Here is an 18,761-nt window from a genome sequence, read left to right as displayed (position 1 = left end):
ATTAGAAGAAGTCAATCGTCACTTGCAGCAGGCGTTCGACCTCTGGAACGTCGGCTGACATCGCGAAAATGGAAATCACGTCGGCTTCTTCAATCCGCGTTTCACCGGTTGGTTTCACAAACTTATCGCCTTTTAGCACCGCGCCGACCAAGACACCTTCCGGGAATGCGACGTCTTTGATCTTTTTACCGGCGATTGACGATGTGCTGAGCACTTGCGCTTCGATGACTTCGGCCTCGGCGTCACCAATCGAATAGACGCCGCGCACGCGTCCATGACGCACATGGCGCAAGATAGACGATACGGTCGTTGCACGCGGGTTGATGTAGGCATCGACGTCTAGCGGGCCCATCAATGGGATCAGCGTCGGATCGTTGATCAGACAAATCGCCATTTTGCAGCCCATTTCCTTGGCACGTACGGACGTCAAAAGGTTGGTCTTATCATCATCCGTCACGGCTAGAATGGCGTCAGCATTGGTGATGTTCGCCTCTTCCAGAAGGCTGGAATCAAGCCCGTCGCCGTGCAGCACGATTGTGCGATTCAGCGCATCGGCCGCGTTTTCGGCAATCCTGCGATCCTTTTCGATCACTTTGACCCGAACACGTTCGGTCCGCTCTTCCAGAACTTTGGCGACACCTAGCCCAACGTTGCCGCCGCCGACGACGACAATGCGTTCTTGCTTGGCATGTGTTTTCCCGAAGATTTCGAGCGTCCGTGTCAGGTCTTTGGTATCTGTGAAAATGTAGCAATCATCTTCCGGAAAGATTTGATCGCCGGGGGCTGGCACGAACAAAACCCCATCACGTCTGATGCCAACGACAATGGCGCGCAAGGTTGAAAAGAGGTCCGTAAGTTGCCGTAAAGGCGTATTAATTACCGGACAGTCTTCGTCGATTGTGATGCCGATCAACTGAGCGCGGCCTTCAAGGAAGCTTTCTGTGTCGAAGGCTGCGGGAGACGCGAGCCGCTGCAATGCGGCCTCTGCCACTTCCTTTTCCGGTGAAATGACCACGTCGATGGGCAGATGATCGCGGCGATAGAGATCGGAATAGATGGATTCGAGGTAATTTTGTGCCCGTAGCCGCGCGATTTTACGCTGCACTTTGAACACCGAATGCGCGACCTGACATGTGACCATGTTCACTTCGTCCGAATAGGTCGCAGCGATGATCATATCCGCATCGCGCGCGCCTGCGCGGTCAAGCACGTCGGGATAACTGGCAAAGCCCGCCACCCCTTGCACATCAAGCGTATCTGTGGCGCGGCGCACCAGTTCGGGGTTGTTATCAACGACTGTTACATCGTTGTTTTCCCCAGACAAATGGCGGGCGATCTGCCAACCGACCTGTCCCGCACCGCAGATAATGACCTTCACGCTTCTTCACCTTCCACGTAAGCGACGCGTGCGCCTGCTTTGGATGTTGTTGCCACACCGAGCGACTTCAGCTTGCGGTGCAACGCAGAGCGTTCCATGCCAACAAACGACGCCGTGCGGCTGATGTTGCCACCAAAACGGTTGATCTGGGTCAACAGATATTCACGTTCAAACAATTCGCGGGCCTCGCGCAGTGGCAATGTCGCCAAACCACCTGACAACACGATCCGACCTTCGTCAACGGGGCCTTCTTCTGCGGATGGCAGTTCTTTCGCGCTGATGTCGCTGCTGCCTTCGCCAAGGATCAACACGCGTTCGACAACGTTTTTCAACTGACGCACATTGCCCGGCCATTGCATCGTTTGCAGCAAAGCACGGGCGTCATCGGCCAGCGCACGTAATGGCAGGCCCTGCGCCTTGTTCAGCATGTCGATGAAGTATTCGGCCAGCAACGGAATATCTTCACGGCGTTCTTCAAGGCTCGGCACTGCAATCGGCACGACGTTGAGACGGTGGTATAGCTCTTCACGGAAGACACCCGCATCAATTTCGGTTGGTAGGTCTTTGTTCGTGCTGGAAATAACCCGCAGATCGACTTGGATTTTTTCAGTCCCACCAACACGCTGGAAGGTTTGATCAACCAAGACCCGCAGGATTTTGGATTGGGTTCCAAGTGGCATATCCGCGATTTCGTCGAAGTAGATCACACCGCCGTTTGCTTGTTCTAGCAGGCCTTTTTCGACACCGTTTGTTGGCGTCTCACGCCCAAACAACACTTCTTCCATACGCTCTGGTTCAACAGAGGCCGAACTGACCGTTACAAACGGTGCATCCGCACGGTTTGAATTTGTATGGATATACCGCGCCGCGATTTCCTTGCCTGCACCGGCCGGACCGGTCAGCATAACGCGGCCATTGGATTTAGTGACTTTATCAAGGTTGGCCTTCAACGTCCGGAACGCCGCACTGTCGCCCAACATATCGGTCGCACCGGAATCGCCGCGCTTGAGTGCTACGTTTTCACGGCGCAGACGCGATGTTTCCATTGCACGGCGGATGACAACCAACAGCTGGTCGATGTTGAAAGGTTTCTCGATGAAATCGTATGCGCCCTGTTTGATCGCAGCGACCGCAATTTCGATATTCCCGTGACCAGAGATGATCACAACAGGCACGCCCGGATGATCGCGCTTGACGGTCTTGAGGATATCGATCCCGTCCATGTTGCTGTCTTTGAGCCAGATATCGAGGATCATCAGCGCCGGTGTCTCGGCCTCGATCTGCGCCATGCATTCGTCTGACGTACCAGCAAGTCGCGTCGTAAAGCCTTCGTCGATCAGGATTTCCGAGATCAGTTCCCGAATATCGCGTTCATCATCAGTGATCAGAATATCGCCCATTTTGTCCCTCATGCTGTCATTTTATTGGCCCGCACACCAATTGGTGTCACCGGCAGTGTGATGATGGCGCAGGCACCCGCGTGGGTGTGGCCGTCAAATATTGTGGCGTCCGTCAACGTGAGCGTACCGCCATGTTCTTCGATAATTTTCTTCACGATTGGCAGGCCAAGACCCGTACCTTTGTCGCGTGTCGTCACGTATGGCTCGAACAGCCGCGCCCGATCTTCGGGCAGCCCGATGCCGTTATCTTGGATGGTGATCTGGCACATGTCTTCGGCCACCATCATCATCACGCGGATTTCAGGATGCAGGATCGTGACGTTGCCTTTTTCCTGAGCGCTTTCAATCGCTTCACCCGCGTTCTTGATTAAGTTGGTCAGCGCTTGGCTGATCATCGTACTATCGATGTCTGCCTTTACAATCTCGTCCGGCAAATCAGAGATAATCTTAACGTCAGGCTGTCCTGCTTCCTGCAAGGTCACGGCATCTCGGACCAACGACACTAGATCGTTCTCGCGCAGTTCAGGTTCTGGCATCCGCGCGAATTTGGAAAACTCATCAACGATGCGTCGTAAGTCATTGGTTTGCCGCACAATCACGTCGGTCATTTGGTCCAGCTTGTCTTGATCTTCACCGACCTGATTGCGGAATTTCCGTTTGATCCGTTCGGCAGACAGTTGGATTGGGGTCAGTGGGTTCTTGATTTCATGCGCGATGCGACGTGCCACATCACCCCATGCTGCCAAACGTTGTGCGCTGACGAGGTCCGTCACATCATCAAAGGCGACCACGTAACCTTCCAGATCCCCCTCTTCATTCCGACGCGGCGCCATGCGGACCAGCAGACTTTCTTGCTTGCCGTCGCGGATCAAATTGACTTGTTCCTGCACCGCCGCGCGTTCGCCAGACACCAATTGACTGAACAGCGGATCGAATTCCGGAACAGTGACGGCGAGCGCGCCGTGTCTTTGGTCGGGGCCAACATCCAACAGACGCTCGGCTGATTTGTTCACGAATGTGACGTCGCCATTGGGACCAAGGCCTACAACGCCTGATGTGACAGAACTGAGCACGGAATCGAACAAACGCCGGCGTCGTTCAGTCGCGTCATTGGTTTCCAGCAGCTCGTCACGCTGGCCCTTCAGCTGCGTGGTCATCTGGTTAAAGTAATGTCCCAGTTGGGCAATTTCGTCATCACCATCGTCTTCGATCACACGCACATCGAGATCACCGGCACCGACGCGCTGTGACGCCGTAACAAGCCGTCCTACAGGACGTGACAAACGTTCGGCAAACCAAAGACCCAACCAGATCGCCGCAAGGATCAGAATGACGGCAAAGCCAAGATACAAGAGGCCAAATTGAAATAGCCATCGACCACGTTCGTTTTCTAGCTGATCGTAAAGCGCATAGGTTTCTTTGGTTTCGTCCAGCAAGGACAGAACCGATCCGTCGACTTCTCGGGTAATATAAAGGAACCGATCAACGAAGGCCGCCAACGGGATCAGCGCACGGAATTCGTTGTTTGCCGCGTCTTCGATGATCACAATGCCTGTGTCTAAGGCTTCTTGGTATTGCCCCGCTTCCGGGGCTTCAAAATCGAAAGCGTAAGAATTTTCGTCGCGGGCAACAATTTCGCCCCCGCTGTCGATAACAAACGCCTCGGTCAGACTGCGGTCAATTTGCGATTGGACGGCCCGCAAGGCTTGGATCGTCTCGGCTTTGCTCATAAAAAACGTCGCCGCCCGTTCCGCATTGAGATATCGCGCAAGCCCGATCCCATCACGCGTTAATTCACTGCGGTGTTCATTCTCGTAAGCCTGCGCAGTCGAAAGCGACGTGCTGACAACGTTTCGCACGCGGTCCGAAAACCAGCTTTCAAGGCCAAGGTTAATCGAAAGCATCGCAAAAATCGCGACCAGAACCGTCGGGATCAGCGCAAGCAGACCAAACACACCCGTCAGACGCAAATGCAGTCGCGAACCGGCTGATTTTGCCCGTCGTGCCGCAATCATTTGTGCGACGCGTCGCAGTACTAGAACCGCGACGACAAGGATGTAGACAAGGTCAGCCAGCAGCACCAAGCGCAATGTCGGCGACGATCCGCCCTGTTCTAGCGGCCCCAATACATAAAACGTCAACGCAGCCAAAATCGGGCCAAGTAAAACCAGCCCAAGCGTGAATGCGTTTTGGACCCGCCGTCGACGAGACCAGCGACTGAGTCGCGAGAAATCAATGCCCAAAAGGGTACGCTGGACGCGCATTGCCCTGTCTTCCTACGGGGTTTCCCCCGCATTACCGCCGTTTTTATGTGGTCCTTTCCAAAAGCACTGCGCTTTTGGGGCCACGGTTATGTTGCGGTTTTACATCAACTTGCGGCGGCGTGTCACGCGAATATCGAGGTCTGTGATCTTCTTGCGCAGGGTATTTCGGTTAATTCCCAATAAATCTGCGCATTTCGCTTGGTTTCCTGCCGTGGCGTCAAGCGCGATCTCAATTAATGGACCTTCGACTTCGCGTAAGATTCGGTTGTACAGGCCGGGTGCCGGCAACTCTCCACCGTGCAAATCGAAGTAGCGGCGGAGATGCTTGGCTACCGATCCGGACAGTTTGTCCGTGTTGTTTGCGGAAATGTGCGGCTCCATGGCCGGCTGATTCCCGAGCACCATTTCGACTTCGGTCCGTGAAATTTCTTCTTCGCTCGCCGTGAAGACCAGACGCTTGACTGCATTCTCAAGCTGACGGACGTTGCCCGGCCAACTGTAGGCACGGATCAATGTCGACGCCCCGTCGCTCAGGCGGCGCAAAGGTGCCCCTTCGCGTTCCGCGCGGTTCAAGAAATGTTCGGCCAGCAACGGGATATCGTCCACACGTTCACGCATTGGCGGCACAGCGATAGTCACACCGCCTAACCGGTAAAACAGATCTTCGCGGAACGAACCGCTTTCCATCAAGCCGGACAGGTCGGACCGCGACGTTGCCATGATCCGCGGCGCGGTATCGCCGAGGCTGTCGAGCATTCTGACGATCTTGGCCTGTGCGACATTGTCCAGATCACTGACCTCATCGAAAAGGATAGACCCTGCTCGTGCGCGTGCAAGCACGGCACTTGGTCCATCCATGCCTTCGAGGTCTTCGGCTGAAACCGTGACAAAAGGCAGATTGCGACGATCCGAAAAATCATGGATGGCTTTCGCGATCAGTGATTTTCCAGTCCCACTTTCGCCTGTGATCAAGACGGGCATCGCCGTGTTCATCACGCGAGCAACAAGGCGGTAAAGCCCCTGCATCGCGGGTGTCCGTCCGACCAACGGTAGATCAGACGCTTCATCTGCGGGCGCTTCAACGCGTTGTTGTGGGACACGCCGTTTGATTTCGAGCGCACGCGCGGCCCGTTTCATCAGGTCCGGTAGATCGAATGGCTTGGGCAGGTAATCGTAGGCTTCGGCTTCGGCGGCCTGGATCGCCGTCATGATCGTGTTCTGGGCCGAAATCACGATGACTGGCAATCCGGGACGCGCGGCGGCAATCAATGGAAGTTGTTCCAGACCATTTCCGTCTGGCATGACAACATCTGAAATCACCAGATCGCCTTTGCCCTCTTCAACCCAGCGCATCAACGTCACAAGTGACGAAGTCGCGTGCACTTTGCAGCCCGCGCGGGTCAAAGCCTGGGTCAGGACTGTCCGGATGGTCCGGTCATCATCAGCGACAAGTACGGTTCCGTCCATCAGCTGTCTCCCTCGTTCTCGTTTATGTTATGTTTTGATACTGGCAACGACACGCGGAACACGGTTCGTCCGGGTACGCTGTCCACTGATATCCAACCGCCCTGCTCGCCGACGAGTTTCGAAACCAACGCCAGACCCAGTCCGGTGCCGTTTTCGCGGCCAGAGACGAAGGGTTCGAAGATGTCGTTCGCGATGTCGGCAGGTAGGCCGGGTCCGTCGTCGATAATTTCAATCTGCAATGGCAGCCGCGCAGATGTTCCATCCAGTCGCGACACGCGCAGCGATGGATCATAGAAAGTGTGCAATGTGATCTTGCCACCCGGACCACCGGCTTGTGCGGCATTCTTAATCAGGTTCAACAGAACTTGGAGCAGCTGATCACCGTCCGCATAGGTCGAAGGCAAAGACGGATCGTAGTCCTCGACAAACATCATGTGTGCGGCGACGCCAACTGACGCGGATTGCCGCGCCCGATCTAACACATCGTGGATATTCACCGACGCAAATTTCGGCGGTTGGAGGTTGCCGAACTGTTCGACTTGTTCCAGCAGTTTCACGATCCGACGGCTTTCTTCGACGATCAAATCAGTCATTTCCTGATCTTCGGACGATAACCCCATCGACAAAAGCTGGGCAGCTCCCGTGATCCCCGCGAGCGGGTTTTTGATTTCATGGGCCAACATTTCGGCCATGCCGATCGCTGACTTTGCGGCCTTAGATGAGTTTTCGTTCTGGACGAGGCGGCTGGCGATTTCGCGTGGACTGATCATCATGATCATAGCGTCTTCAGTGCCTTGCAGTGGTGCGATCTGCACGTTGCAATGCATCGGTGCTCGCATTCCGGACCCCACATCCACGTCATTCACAAATAGCGATGTGCGGTTGCGGCGCGCGCGGGCAAATGCCTGCTCTAGCGGCGCGTTGATCATAACCTTGTCCCACAGGTTTGCGCCATTCAGCGCTTTTGCGGATAGGTTTAGAAACGTCTCAGCAGCGCCATTGCTGGCAGTGATGACGTCATCACCGTCCAAAAGGATTGCCGGTACGGGCAAGGAAGCCCAAAGCGAAGTGTCGGTAATCATGCCGCTTCCTGTCCTGCTCTATCCAACGCGTCGGGCAAAAGCCGCAGTACCGCAGTTGGATCTTTTTCGGTCAGCACCGCCTTGCGCAATCCCGTCGGGGTCGCAGCATCATCCATGTACCAACCCAAATGCTTGCGGGACACTTTGCGCCCCAGCTCTGCCCCGTAGAACGTCAGCATCGCCTCGTAATGCTTCGAAACAAGGTCAATTAAATCGGCTCCAGTCGGTGCGACCGGGCCGCATCCACCTGCAAGTTCTGCCGAAACCTGCGCCAGCTTCCACGGACGCCCCTGCGCGCCGCGTCCGATCATAATGCCGTCGGCGGTCGATAGCGTCATCGCCTGCGCGCCAGTTTCCGCATCAACAATGTCGCCGTTCGCGATAACTGGGATCGAAACAGCGTCTTTGATGTCTTTAATCGCAGCCCAATCCGCTGATCCTTTGTAGAATTGGCAGCGGGTCCGACCGTGGATCGTCACCAGCTTTATGCCTGCGTCTTCCGCACGTTTTGCCACAGATGCCGCGTTCAGACAGTCGTGATCCCATCCCAGTCGCGTTTTCAACGTGACCGGCACGTCTACTGCGTTCACGACGGCCTCGATCAGCGTTAGCGCGTGATCTGGGTCTTTCAGCAAGGCTGAGCCGGAATAGCCTGTCGTGACTTTCTTCGCGGGGCACCCCATGTTGATATCGATGATTGCGGCACCGTTGTCCGCGACCATCTTCGCGGCCTCAGCCATCCATTGTGCATCGCGTCCGGCAAGCTGAACGGCAGTGCCATCTTGATCGAAACCCAATTCGGCCCGTTCGCGCACGCCGGGCTTGGCTTGCACCATTTCTTGCGACGCGACCATTTCACTTACGACCCACGACACACCAAAGGACGCGACCAACTGCCGAAATGGCAGGTCCGTGATTCCGGCAAGCGGCGCAAGAACGACAGGCGTTGATGCGGCCTGACCGTTCAGGATATTAAGGAAATCGTTACTCACAGTGTGGGTGGCCTTCGTTTTAGTCGTGATCAAAAATTAGCCGCGCGGTTCGGGGGCGACAATGCGATGCGCCCAAAAATAGTGCGCCATACACAAGTTGCACAAATTTTAATCGCAAGTAAGGCCCAATTGTTGGAATTGCGCCTTCGACGTGCAAGTCGTACACCTTGATTTGCAAAAAGGAGACGACATGACCACCACTGCCATACTTGTAGCGGCCGGCCGCGGCACACGTGCGGGGGGCGATATTCCCAAGCAATGGCAAAGACTTGGCGACCGCAGCGTGGCAGATCATGCGATCACGACCTTTGCGGATCACCCTGATATCGCCCACGTCGTGCTAGTTGTGCACCCTGATGACGCGACAAGTGATCACTGGAATGACTTTGAAGGACTTATCGTGGTGCACGGCGGCGTCACACGAAGTGCATCCGTGCAGAATGGTCTGGATGCGGCGCCCGACGGAACAAAGACTGTGTTGATCCACGATGCCGCCCGCCCACATATTCGTCACGGTGTGATTGATGATGTGCTTTCAGCGCTAAAAACGCATCCCGCGGCCGCGCCCGCCCTTGCCGTTACGGATACGCTTTGGCGTGGTGATGGCGGTAAAGTTGACGGGACCGTACCTCGCGATGATCTGTATCGTGCGCAGACCCCGCAAGGGTTTCATCTTGATGCGCTTTTGGACGCCTACGCCGCCCACCCCGAAGCAACGGACGACGTGACAATCGCGCGCCTTGCAGGGCTGGACGTTGCCATCGTGAACGGCGATGAGGATAACATGAAAATCACCGGCCCGGACGATCACGCCCGCGCCGCCCGTATATTGGGGACCCAGATGGACGTCAGGCTTGGCAACGGATACGATGTGCACCGCTTTGGTGACGGGGATCATGTGTGGCTTTGCGGGGTGAAAGTTCCGCATACGCGCAGCCTGCAAGGGCATTCTGACGCCGATGTTGGCATGCATGCCGTGACCGACGCAATCTATGGCGCGTTGGGGCAAGGCGATATCGGTCAGCACTTTCCGCCGAGCGACCCGCAATGGAAGGGGGCGGACAGCCGAATTTTCCTAGAGCACGCCGTAACCCTTGCGCGATCGCAAGGGTTTGAGATTTCCAATATCGACTGCACCTTGGTGTGCGAATACCCCAAGATCGGCCCGCACCAATCTGTAATGAAAGACAAAATGGCGGAAATCATGGGGCTTGATCCATCAAGGATCAGCGTCAAAGCCACAACATCCGAACGGCTTGGCTTCACCGGACGTTCAGAAGGGATCGCGAGCTTGGCAACAGCCGTGTTAATCAAACAATGACAAATCTGATCGCGACGTTCTTTTACATCGGGCACCTACGGCCTGCGCCCGGCACTTGGGGATCATTCGCCGCCCTGCCCGCCGCGATGGTTCTTTATGCGCTTGGCGGGCCTTGGTTGGTCGTCATTGGTGTTTTTGCATCCTACGGCTTGGGGCTTTGGGCGACGATTGAAGAAACACGTGGCAAGGCAAACCACGACCCATCCGAGATCGTCATTGATGAAGTTTGCGGCCAATGGATCGCACTTCTGCCTGTTCTTTTTGGCGCCGCAAACAATGGCGTCGCGATATTGGACCTTTGGCCCGGTTGGATCGCGGCTTTTGTTTTGTTCCGGCTTTTTGACATCACAAAGATCGGACCAATTGGGTGGGCAGACCGCAAGGACAATGCAACCGGCGTGATGTTGGATGACGTTATTGCCGGAATTTTCGCGGCGATTGGCGTGATAATCCTTGCAGCGCTTTATCATGTGGTACTGGTGTGACTGTCTCTGCCGAGGACGTTCTGGATCTCGCCAAGCAGCGCGGCGTGATGATCGCAACGGCTGAAAGCTGTACAGGCGGTCTGATCGCCGGCGCATTGACGGATATTCCCGGCAGCTCCGCTGTGTTTGATCGGGGTTTTGTGACCTACAGCAATGAAGCGAAAGCAGAAATGCTGGGCGTTGACATGGCGCTGATTGAGACACACGGCGCCGTTTCACGACCTGTTGCAGAGGCGATGGCGGCTGGTGCGCTTGATGAGTCAAACGCAGCGATCACCGTGTCCGTGACAGGTGTCGCAGGACCGGGCGGGACTCTCGCGAAGCCTGAAGGCATGGTGTGTTTCGGGATCGCGACGGCAAATGGCATCCGGTCAGAAACCCAGCGGTTCGGGGCTATCGGGCGGCATCAAGTCCGTGCTGAAACGGTAAACCATGCGCTGAAACTTCTGCTGAACGGCATGGCCAACTTGTGATCAATGTTTAATCAACGACGCAATATATTGCCCAATTATTAATCATTACACTAACTGCACAACAATTGCGCAGCACAAAACCCAGACGCTTCTTTTCCTAGCGCTCCGAATCCCGCACTGCCCCGCGTTAACGGGGAAACCCCATTACCGGAGGGATGGATATGAACGGAGCGGATACCGCTTGGATGATCGTGGCAACAGCACTGGTGCTGTTTATGACTTTGCCCGGTCTTGCCTTATTTTATGGTGGCCTTGTGCGGTCACGCAACGTGCTAAGCGTGTTTATGCATTGCTACGCTATCGCCTGCTTGATGAGCATTCTGTGGTTCGCTTTCGGCTATTCCATTGCTTTCGGCAGCGGCACCAGCGGATACTGGGGCGGTCTGGACAAGATGTTCTTGAATGGCGTCGATCTGGAAAGCCTTTCTGGCACGTTGCCTGAGATCCTTTTCTTCGCCTTCCAAATGACATTCGCCATCATCACGCCTGCGCTGATCGTTGGTGCATATGTCGAACGGATCGGCTTTGGCTTTGTGTTGCTGTTCTCATCTTTGTGGATGCTTTTGTGCTACGCACCGGTTGTTCACTGGGTCTGGGGCGGCGGCATGCTGGCCAACGGTATGTTCTTTGAAACAGCCGTGATGGACTTTGCAGGCGGTATCGTGGTGCACGAAACAGCTGGTCTCGCAGCCTTGATTTTGGCTGTGTTCCTTGGCGCACGTAAGGTGGACAGCAAACCTCCGCACAATCCAGGCATGGTGATGATCGGTGCTGCGATGCTTTGGGTTGGTTGGTTCGGCTTTAACGGCGGATCACAACTGGCTGCTGATGCTGGTGCCGCGATGGCGCTGACCGTGACACATTTGTCCGCTGCTGCTGCGTCCCTGACGTGGGCGCTGTGGGAAAAGATCAAGTTCGGCAAAGCGTCCTTGGTTGGCATCGTGACAGGTACAATTGCTGGTCTGGCCTCCGTGACACCGGCATCCGGTTTCATTAACCCGATCCAAGCGCTGATCATTGGTGCTGTTGCTGGTATCCTGTGTCAGGAAGCTGTGAACCTGATCCGCAACAAAGTGAAAATCGACGATACGCTGGACGTTTTCGCGGTGCACGGTGTTGGCGGTATCTTCGGGACAATCATGATTGCGGTCTTCGGGATCGGGTCATGGGCATCCCAATTGGGTGCGTTGGCGATCGTTGGCATCTTCACGACTGTTGTCACGGTTGCGTTGATCTACATCTGTAAAGCCATCACGCCGCTGCGCGTCGATGAAGAAACAGAAGTCGGTGGTCTGGATCTAGCTGTACATGGTGAACGTGCTTACGACATCACAAGCTAATTGAACCAATAGTTCAAATGATTGGGGCGCCGTCAGGCGCCCTTTTCTGTTTTTAGGTATGTTTTTTGGCCTTAAACGACGTCAAAGATCGCGTTGGTGTCATGCGTAGCAAGCGAGTCCCATAGCGCGGATGCTTTCGTGGACCCGAGCAATGCCCCCGCCTTATCGCGCAGACGTACCTCGCGGGCTTCCAGCGTTATCGGCGCGTTGAGGTCATGGCTTTCGGTCAGTCCGCTGCCATCTTTCAACGTCACTTGCACGCGCGCCTGCATTTCGCTAAGGCTTTCGTCCGCCACGACAGTTACTTTATCTCGGAATGCGATCAGCAGTAGATCGCGGGCTGTCGCATCGCTGTAACTCGCAATGTTTGCCGTCGAAATCCCGTGGACCGCCATCGCTGCCGTATGCCGATACGAAAACTTCACCCCGAGCCCGGTGTCCGGTGACGGCTGATTGCAGACGCTCATCCAGCGTGGATGGGTGGTAATTATCATGTCCACGATATCATCGCCGTCGACGCGCATATCACCGATAGCTTCCAGTGCTGCATGTAGACCATGACAGCAGGCGTGGAATTTGTGGCTAATCCGGCTGATCATCCAAGGGTCTTCGTCGGTCCACGCGGCTTCATCGCGCATGCCGTGGTGGGTGGCTGCAAAACTCTCCAACCCTTCAGGATCAGACGTCATACCGGCCTTTGCCCATGTGACTGCTTCAATTGCGGTCCGCGCTGCCAGTCCTGCGTTGAGCGGTTTCCCCATGGTCCCGAACTGCCCCTTCAGGCCGGATGCCATGGTCGCCGTCAGTCCAAGTGCATGGTGGATTTGGGGGCGTTTGAGTTGCATCAACCGAGACAACGCAACAGTCGCGCCAAAAGCACCAGCGGTCGCTGTTTGGTGATACCCAATTTGGTAATGATCGCGACCCAGCCATTTACCGACCCGCACTGCGGCCTCGGACCCGACCAAAGCTGCATCCAATACACGACTTGTGCCATCCAACATTTGATCCTGCGCCATAGCCAAGACAGCGGGCATGATCACAGCTGACGTATGGCCAATGTGGTCGAAGTGCGTGTCATCGTAATCAAGCGCATGCCCCATTGTCCCGTTGATCAAAGCAGCATTCGGTGCGGACATTGGAAAACGTCCAAAGACTTGTGCAGCCCCTTCGCCTTCGGGCTGCAACAGCTTCGCGGCAGGTTCGTCCATGCCAGCTATGGCACAGGCAATCCAATCATACAGACATAAATACATCAGGCGCGACGGACCATTGCCAAGCCAGCCTTGGGCCAGCCGGATAAGTTGGTCCTGCGCGCTCATCCGTAGAGCTCTGCGGCGCGGCGTTCAAATGATCTGACAACCATGTTCATGGCTTCATTAAAGAACATTCCAGCGGCACCTTGCAACAATCGGTTCTTGAATTCGAAATCGACCTCAAATGCGACTTCGCAACCGTCGTCCAAGTCTTTGAAAGTCCATGTGCTTTCCAGATGCTTGAAGGGCCCGTCAATATAAGCCGTGTCGATCTGTTTGCGGTCAGGCCATAGCGTGACGCGGCTGCCAAACTTTTCGCGGAACACTTTGAACGAAATGACGAGGTCCGCCAGCATGACCTGATGATCCCCTTCATCGGTGGTCGATCTGATCCGCGCCGCGGCCGTCCAAGGCAAAAACTTAGGATAATTCGCCACATCAGCAACAAGGTCATACATTTGATCTGCGGTGTACGGCAGAACTTTTGTTTCGGAATGAGCGGGCATTGGCGGCTTTCGGTCGTGTACTTCACCTGATGATGTCGTAGAGTTGGGCCGAAATTGCAAGACTTGGGGACCTCATGTCACATCGCCCTTACGTGATTGATCAGATGATCAGTGCGAAATCTATCGCGGCTCGGATTGAAGAGCTATCGACCGAAATCGAAACCGACTTCAAAGACACCGACAAACTGGTGGTTGTCGGCCTGCTGCGTGGATCGTTTGTGTTCATCGCCGATCTGGTGCGTGAATTGGACCTGCCAGTCGAGGTCGATTTCATCGAAGCATCGTCTTACGGCGACGCTATGGAAAGCAGCCGCGAAGTCCGGATTTTCAAAGATTTGCGTGGCCGGATTGAAGGGCGCGATGTGCTTGTCGTTGAGGACATCATTGATACAGGTCACACCCTTCATCACGTGATGGAGTTCTTAGAGGCCAAGCACCCTGCCCGCCTGAAATCCATCGCATTGCTCGACAAACCTGCCCGTCGCGAAGTGGATTACAAACCCAATTGGATTGGCTTTGAGATTCCGGATGAATTTGTCGTGGGCTACGGGATCGATTTTGCGCAACGCAACCGCAACTTACCCTACATCGGCAAGGTCCGCTTCACGGATGACGCTTCGTGAACCCGATGTGGCTATTGCGGGCAAAGCGGTGGGCGCAAAACCCGCCGCCTTTGTCGCGAGTCCTGTTGGTATTTGGGATCATTGCCGTCTGCGGTGTGCTTTATGCCATTGAAGCGATCTGGGGATGGCCCGACGCGCTGACGGTAACGCCGCTTCGGCGATAATCACGCCAGACACATTTTAGATTTTACGCGTTGTTAAGTTCTGTTCCGGTACACCTGCTGAGGTAATTGTTCTGCCGGTGAAACATGTTTCTTCACGATCCTGCTCAAGAACTGCCCGATGACGTCATCGATGATGCGCTTGAAGCGGTGCGGCTGCATCTTGGTATGGATGTAGCTTACGTGTCGGAGGCCTATCCGGACAGTGTCGTTTTCCGGCACGTGTCCGGTATCGACACGAACAATTACGTGCGGGTTGGTCGAAAAATCCCTGCAAATCATATCTTTTGCAACAAGATCGCTGTGGGTGACGTGCCTTGCGTGATCAACGATACCGCCAATATTCCACAAATCCATGATCTGCCCTTTGTCCGCGAAGCTGATGTTGGGTCCTTTGTTGCGGTTCCGATTGGACAAAGCCGGAGCGGTTATTTTGGGATGTTCTGTTGTTACGCCCATGCGCCCCGCGATGACATCAGCGAACGCGACATCGCCACGGTATCGATGTTCGCCAAACTGACAACGCGGTCGCTGAAACAACACTTCGATGCGCAACATGAGATTAATGCGCTCAAGAAACAATTGTCCCGCGTCATCCAAGATGATTCTCTATCCATCCATCTGCAGCCCATCGTGTCGCTTAGCGATGGCCGTCCAATGGCCGCTGAGGCGTTGTCCCGTTTTTCTGTTCATCCGGGACTTGGGCCGGAATGGTGGTTCGCGCAGGCCCAACGCAGCGATATGCAAATCGAGCTGGAGGTGAAAGCGATCCAACTGGCGCTGACACATCTGCAAGAAATGCCAGCGAAGGCCTACCTGAGCGTGAATGCGTCACCGCTGACGGTTGCGTCCCCGCTGTTCATGGACGCGATGCAAGGGGTGCCGACCGACCGCCTATTGGTCGAATTGACCGAGCGGGAAATCATTGTCGAAACCCCGCAATTGATGCAAGCGCTCACAGTTTTGCGTGACAAACGGATAGGTATTGCCATTGATGATGTGGGCGCGGGATACGCTGGGTTGAATACAATCGTCAGCCTCAAGCCCGACGTGATCAAGCTTGACCGATCACTCGTTTCCGCGATTCACAGCTGTACTGTCAAACAATCCTTAACGAAAGCGATGGTCCATTTTGCCAATGAAATGAACGCATTTCTTGTCGCTGAAGGCGTCGAAACCGAAGCGGAACATGTATCGCTCAAGGCGCTTGGTGTACGCCTTGGCCAAGGTTTCTATTACGCCCGACCTGCAGAAGCCGCAACAATAGCACGACGAATGCGGGACTATAGTAAATCGAACCCTACTTTGCGCTCAGTTTCTTGAGCCGCGCAGCCCGCAATTGCGCAAAATCGTCACCGGCATGGTAGCTTGATCGTGTCAAAGGTGTCGCTGAAACCATCAGGAACCCTTTGCCATAGGCGGCTTTTTCGTAAGCTGCGAATTCTTCTGGTGTTACGAAACGATCAACAGCGTGGTGTTTCGGCGTAGGCTGCAAATACTGACCAATCGTCAAGAAATCGATGTCCGCTGCACGCATGTCTTCCATGACCTGCACAACAGCTTGGCGGTCTTCGCCCAAGCCGACCATGATGCCAGACTTCGTAAACATCGACGGATCAATTTCTTTTACGCGCTGTAACAGGCGCAAAGAATGGAAATACCGTGCGCCGGGCCGGACTTCTGGGTACAGGCCGGGCACCGTTTCAAGGTTGTGATTGAACACATCAGGCTTCGCATCAACAACGATTTTCAAGACACTTTCATCACAGCGAATAAAGTCGGGCGTCAGGATTTCGATGGTTGTGCCGGGCGATTGACGGCGCACTGCGCGGATTGTCTGCGCGAAATGTTCCGCGCCGCCGTCTTCCACATCGTCGCGGTCAACTGATGTGATGACGACGTGGTTCAAGCCAAGCTTTTTCACCGCATCAGCCACCCGACCCGGTTCAAAAACATCTAGCGCCTCTGGCGGTTTGCCCGTTGCGATATTGCAGAATGTACAAGCGCGTGTGCAAACCTCACCCATGATCATCATGGTTGCGTGTCCTTGGCTCCAGCATTCGCCAACGTTGGGACAGCCTGCTTCTTCGCAGACTGTCACAAGTTTGTTTTCACGCATGATATCGCGGGTTTGTTTATAGCCCTCAGACGTTGGTGCTTTCACCCTGATCCAGTCCGGTTTCTTCGGCTGTGGCGCATCTGCGCGCCGCTGTTTTTCCGGATGCCGCTGGGCAGGTATTTTGAGGTCACGCGTGGCCATAGGATATCCCCTTTTGTCACATGTTACCTAGTGTCATGCGGGGACAATGTCCAACAGTCCGATGCGGTTGCATGTCAGAACTGCGCGGCACGCATAGTGGCTAGCCAATCATCGGACCAAACCTGCCTTGCGTGGTTTCGTAATGCACCTTGAGACGTTGCAAGGCGATGCGCAAAACGATCTTGCCGGACCGTGCCGACCAACCAAGATTGCGTTCTGTCACTTCAAGACCTTCAAGCAGGCAGCAACACCGCAGCACCACGTCGCCAAGCCCCAGGCCCAAGTCCTGCATGGCGGCCTGTACCCGTTCACGCGCTTTGATCGCGCCTTTCGGGATCATACTGTCTTTTGGCACCTCAATCGTTTCCATGAATCCATCATAGGTCCGCACACCCGGACCACCAATCTGTGACAATTCAAAGTCTTCGCGCAGGCGTTCGCCGGCTTTCACAAGATCGTTTGTCAAAAATGGTGATCCATCGCGGTCCTTGCGTCGCGCCAGTCCCAGGAGCGGACTTTCTGTCGCGTAGTATCGAGACCGACTGCGCATGCCGTCGGTTTCTTTCGGGAACGTCCAGCCGTCCAGATCGGGGTCGAAAGTGCCGCGCTGTTCTGCAAACCCATGTGCTTTGTTTTCGTCTGCTGCCGTCAGGCGTCGCAATGCAGCGCGCCCGGAATTGGTGATGAAGTACCGTCGAATGCGGCTGCCATCATCTGGACAATTGATCCATCCCTTCAATGCCATCGCCTGCGCAATTTCGCGGTCCACGATGGCGGTGCGTAGGCTTTCACCTTCGTCATTCTCGCGGACGACTACGGCCGTTTCCATTTCGCGAGCGACCGCCAAAACAGCGCGAGGTTCACACATACGCCGCAGGATACGTTTTGCTTCGCTGTCGATACGTTCTTGCGTCAGCGCTTGATCAAATCCACCGGACATTTTCATCTGTTTGGTCTCTTGTTTTACATTTTTTCCGTCTGTTTGTTCTGCAAGCGATTTAAGCGCCGCGTCGATCAACGGGTCATCCCGTCGCCCTTCGAACCGGCGAACTTGTCGCAGAATTGTGGATGGATGGCAGTCGGTTGCACGCGCAAGGGCGCGTATGGAAAGCCCGTCTTCTGTATGTGCTAGGTAGTGTCGGGCGGCTGTTGGCACCCACTTTGGTAAGTTGCGACACGATTCAACATTCGTCATGTTACGCATTCGTTTCCCTTCCCACACTTCGCTTGCTTCGCCAAAAGAACAGGCGGAATCCCCAAGCGTACAACTTAAGCGTGTATTGTTACTCAATGGTTAATAGTTTGTTCACACCACAACCATTGTTTCGAAAAGGTAAAACTTTCTGAGACCATCGTTCTACAAAAACCACGATTGCGCAACACCCTATGATGTCATGCGAAGACAATCTGGACCTGTTGAAATTAATATCAAGTAAGGACCAGAAAATGAAAGACATTAACAGCTACATCAATGACTTAAGGCGTCCCAAATTATTGGTCCACGCAGCCCGTCACAGTCTGGCCGGATACGACAGAACAACACATTTGGCCCGATACATGCCGATCGACCCAGTACCGGGGCCCGGTGTTGCATTAATGAAATTGTTCGATTTGGAACGAGAAATGAATGATACGCGCTTGGCAAAGACGGGCACATACATGCCGTCTCGCCATATCGATATCCTTGTCGCGATCATGTCTGAATCGCAACTGTTGCGTGCGACAAGCCAGCCGCGGCTAGTATTTGGTTAGG

The 18,761-nt window shown here is 54.8% G+C and carries 17 protein-coding genes; 7 read left to right on the top strand and 10 right to left on the bottom strand.

The genetic code is table 11. The features are described 5' to 3' along the window. Position 1: 1 nt before the first annotated feature. From trkA to dusB, 6 genes are all read right to left on the bottom strand, one after another. Positions 2-1,378, bottom strand: a complete 1,377-nt coding sequence (trkA, locus tag K3729_10760) for a Trk system potassium transporter TrkA (protein ID UWQ97955.1) — start codon at positions 1,376-1,378, stop codon at positions 2-4. Beyond that, a complete protein-coding gene (locus tag K3729_10755) occupies positions 1,375-2,778 on the bottom strand; it encodes a sigma-54 dependent transcriptional regulator (GenBank protein UWR01019.1) in 1,404 nt (467 codons plus the stop codon). The genes trkA and K3729_10755 overlap by 4 nt, the downstream gene beginning before the upstream one ends. 8 nt (positions 2,779-2,786) lie before the next feature. Then, positions 2,787-5,042, bottom strand: a complete 2,256-nt coding sequence (locus K3729_10750) for a PAS domain-containing sensor histidine kinase (GenBank protein UWQ97954.1) — start codon at positions 5,040-5,042, stop codon at positions 2,787-2,789. Between the two features lie 99 nt (positions 5,043-5,141). Continuing rightward, positions 5,142-6,509 (bottom strand): sigma-54 dependent transcriptional regulator, encoded by a 1,368-nt coding sequence (locus K3729_10745; GenBank protein UWQ97953.1) that lies wholly within the window; start codon positions 6,507-6,509, stop codon positions 5,142-5,144. Further along, positions 6,509-7,591 (bottom strand): PAS domain-containing sensor histidine kinase, encoded by a 1,083-nt coding sequence (locus K3729_10740; GenBank protein ID UWQ97952.1) that lies wholly within the window; start codon positions 7,589-7,591, stop codon positions 6,509-6,511. The genes K3729_10745 and K3729_10740 overlap by 1 nt, the downstream gene beginning before the upstream one ends. Further along, the gene (dusB, locus tag K3729_10735; protein ID UWR01018.1) at positions 7,588-8,562 is read right to left on the bottom strand and encodes a tRNA dihydrouridine synthase DusB; all 975 of its coding nucleotides are present in this window, start codon (positions 8,560-8,562) and stop codon (positions 7,588-7,590) included. The genes K3729_10740 and dusB overlap by 4 nt, the downstream gene beginning before the upstream one ends. Positions 8,563-8,773: 211 nt before the next feature. Between dusB and K3729_10730 the strand changes: the two genes are divergently transcribed. The 4 genes from K3729_10730 to K3729_10715 all read left to right on the top strand — a co-directional run bounded on the left by K3729_10730 (position 8,774) and on the right by K3729_10715 (position 12,202). Then, positions 8,774-9,904: a bifunctional 2-C-methyl-D-erythritol 4-phosphate cytidylyltransferase/2-C-methyl-D-erythritol 2,4-cyclodiphosphate synthase gene (locus K3729_10730; protein UWQ97951.1), complete on the top strand. Its 1,131-nt coding sequence runs from the start codon at positions 8,774-8,776 to the stop codon at positions 9,902-9,904. After that, positions 9,901-10,389: a phosphatidylglycerophosphatase A gene (locus tag K3729_10725; protein ID UWQ97950.1), complete on the top strand. Its 489-nt coding sequence runs from the start codon at positions 9,901-9,903 to the stop codon at positions 10,387-10,389. Before K3729_10730 ends, K3729_10725 begins: the two co-directional genes overlap by 4 nt. Next, positions 10,386-10,862 carry a CinA family protein gene (locus K3729_10720; GenBank protein ID UWQ97949.1) on the top strand — a complete coding sequence of 159 codons (477 nt, stop codon included), beginning with the start codon at positions 10,386-10,388 and terminating at the stop codon, positions 10,860-10,862. The genes K3729_10725 and K3729_10720 overlap by 4 nt, the downstream gene beginning before the upstream one ends. Before the next feature lie 161 nt (positions 10,863-11,023). Continuing rightward, positions 11,024-12,202: an ammonium transporter gene (locus K3729_10715; protein UWQ97948.1), complete on the top strand. Its 1,179-nt coding sequence runs from the start codon at positions 11,024-11,026 to the stop codon at positions 12,200-12,202. A 71-nt stretch (positions 12,203-12,273) separates the two neighbouring features. On the opposite strand, the gene K3729_10710 is transcribed toward K3729_10715, so the two are convergent. Together K3729_10710 and K3729_10705 are read right to left on the bottom strand one after the other, a co-directional pair. Next, positions 12,274-13,524, bottom strand: a complete 1,251-nt coding sequence (locus K3729_10710; protein ID UWQ97947.1) for an MmgE/PrpD family protein — start codon at positions 13,522-13,524, stop codon at positions 12,274-12,276. After that, complete coding sequence (locus tag K3729_10705) at positions 13,521-13,964, bottom strand: type II toxin-antitoxin system RatA family toxin (GenBank protein UWQ97946.1); 444 nt, start codon at positions 13,962-13,964, stop codon at positions 13,521-13,523. Before K3729_10705 ends, K3729_10710 begins: the two co-directional genes overlap by 4 nt. A 74-nt stretch (positions 13,965-14,038) precedes the next feature. Here K3729_10705 and hpt point away from each other — a divergent pair, with 74 nt between their 5' ends. Further along, the gene (gene hpt / locus K3729_10700; protein ID UWQ97945.1) at positions 14,039-14,587 is read left to right on the top strand and encodes a hypoxanthine phosphoribosyltransferase; all 549 of its coding nucleotides are present in this window, start codon (positions 14,039-14,041) and stop codon (positions 14,585-14,587) included. 248 nt (positions 14,588-14,835) lie between these two features. Beyond that, positions 14,836-16,071, top strand: coding sequence for an EAL domain-containing protein (locus K3729_10695; GenBank protein ID UWQ97944.1), 1,236 nt, complete (start codon positions 14,836-14,838; stop codon positions 16,069-16,071). Here the strand turns inward: K3729_10695 and lipA are convergent. Together lipA and K3729_10685 are read right to left on the bottom strand one after the other, a co-directional pair. After that, complete coding sequence (gene lipA / locus K3729_10690; GenBank protein UWQ97943.1) at positions 16,049-17,008, bottom strand: lipoyl synthase; 960 nt, start codon at positions 17,006-17,008, stop codon at positions 16,049-16,051. The genes K3729_10695 and lipA overlap by 23 nt on opposite strands. Before the next feature lie 100 nt (positions 17,009-17,108). Further along, on the bottom strand, positions 17,109-18,203 hold the full coding sequence (locus K3729_10685; GenBank protein ID UWR01017.1) for a helix-turn-helix domain-containing protein: 1,095 nt from the start codon (positions 18,201-18,203) through the stop codon (positions 17,109-17,111). A 251-nt stretch (positions 18,204-18,454) separates the two neighbouring features. Here K3729_10685 and K3729_10680 point away from each other — a divergent pair, with 251 nt between their 5' ends. Continuing rightward, positions 18,455-18,760 carry a hypothetical protein gene (locus tag K3729_10680; protein ID UWQ97942.1) on the top strand — a complete coding sequence of 102 codons (306 nt, stop codon included), beginning with the start codon at positions 18,455-18,457 and terminating at the stop codon, positions 18,758-18,760. Position 18,761: the final 1 nt, after the last annotated feature.

It is taken from the genome of Rhodobacteraceae bacterium S2214, assembly GCA_025141675.1.
In the GTDB taxonomy this organism is placed as follows: Bacteria; Pseudomonadota; Alphaproteobacteria; order Rhodobacterales; family Rhodobacteraceae; genus Yoonia.
This window is presented reverse-complemented; position numbering and strand designations above follow the sequence as displayed.

What these genes read in the sequence shown, in the direction of transcription:
- K3729_10755 (UWR01019.1), bottom strand. Translation starts at nt 2,778, where the DNA reads ATGGGCGATATTCTGATCACTGATGATGAACGCGATATTCGGGAACTG.
- K3729_10750 (UWQ97954.1), bottom strand. Translation starts at nt 5,042, where the DNA reads ATGCGCGTCCAGCGTACCCTTTTGGGCATTGATTTCTCGCGACTCAGT.
- K3729_10745 (UWQ97953.1), bottom strand. Translation starts at nt 6,509, where the DNA reads ATGGACGGAACCGTACTTGTCGCTGATGATGACCGGACCATCCGGACA.
- K3729_10740 (UWQ97952.1), bottom strand. Translation starts at nt 7,591, where the DNA reads ATGATTACCGACACTTCGCTTTGGGCTTCCTTGCCCGTACCGGCAATC.
- K3729_10730 (UWQ97951.1), top strand. Translation starts at nt 8,774, where the DNA reads ATGACCACCACTGCCATACTTGTAGCGGCCGGCCGCGGCACACGTGCG.
- K3729_10725 (UWQ97950.1), top strand. Translation starts at nt 9,901, where the DNA reads ATGACAAATCTGATCGCGACGTTCTTTTACATCGGGCACCTACGGCCT.
- K3729_10715 (UWQ97948.1), top strand. Translation starts at nt 11,024, where the DNA reads ATGAACGGAGCGGATACCGCTTGGATGATCGTGGCAACAGCACTGGTG.
- K3729_10710 (UWQ97947.1), bottom strand. Translation starts at nt 13,524, where the DNA reads ATGAGCGCGCAGGACCAACTTATCCGGCTGGCCCAAGGCTGGCTTGGC.
- K3729_10705 (UWQ97946.1), bottom strand. Translation starts at nt 13,964, where the DNA reads ATGCCCGCTCATTCCGAAACAAAAGTTCTGCCGTACACCGCAGATCAA.
- hpt (UWQ97945.1), top strand. Translation starts at nt 14,039, where the DNA reads ATGTCACATCGCCCTTACGTGATTGATCAGATGATCAGTGCGAAATCT.
- K3729_10695 (UWQ97944.1), top strand. Translation starts at nt 14,836, where the DNA reads ATGTTTCTTCACGATCCTGCTCAAGAACTGCCCGATGACGTCATCGAT.
- lipA (UWQ97943.1), bottom strand. Translation starts at nt 17,008, where the DNA reads ATGGCCACGCGTGACCTCAAAATACCTGCCCAGCGGCATCCGGAAAAA.
- K3729_10685 (UWR01017.1), bottom strand. Translation starts at nt 18,203, where the DNA reads ATGACGAATGTTGAATCGTGTCGCAACTTACCAAAGTGGGTGCCAACA.
- K3729_10680 (UWQ97942.1), top strand. Translation starts at nt 18,455, where the DNA reads ATGAAAGACATTAACAGCTACATCAATGACTTAAGGCGTCCCAAATTA.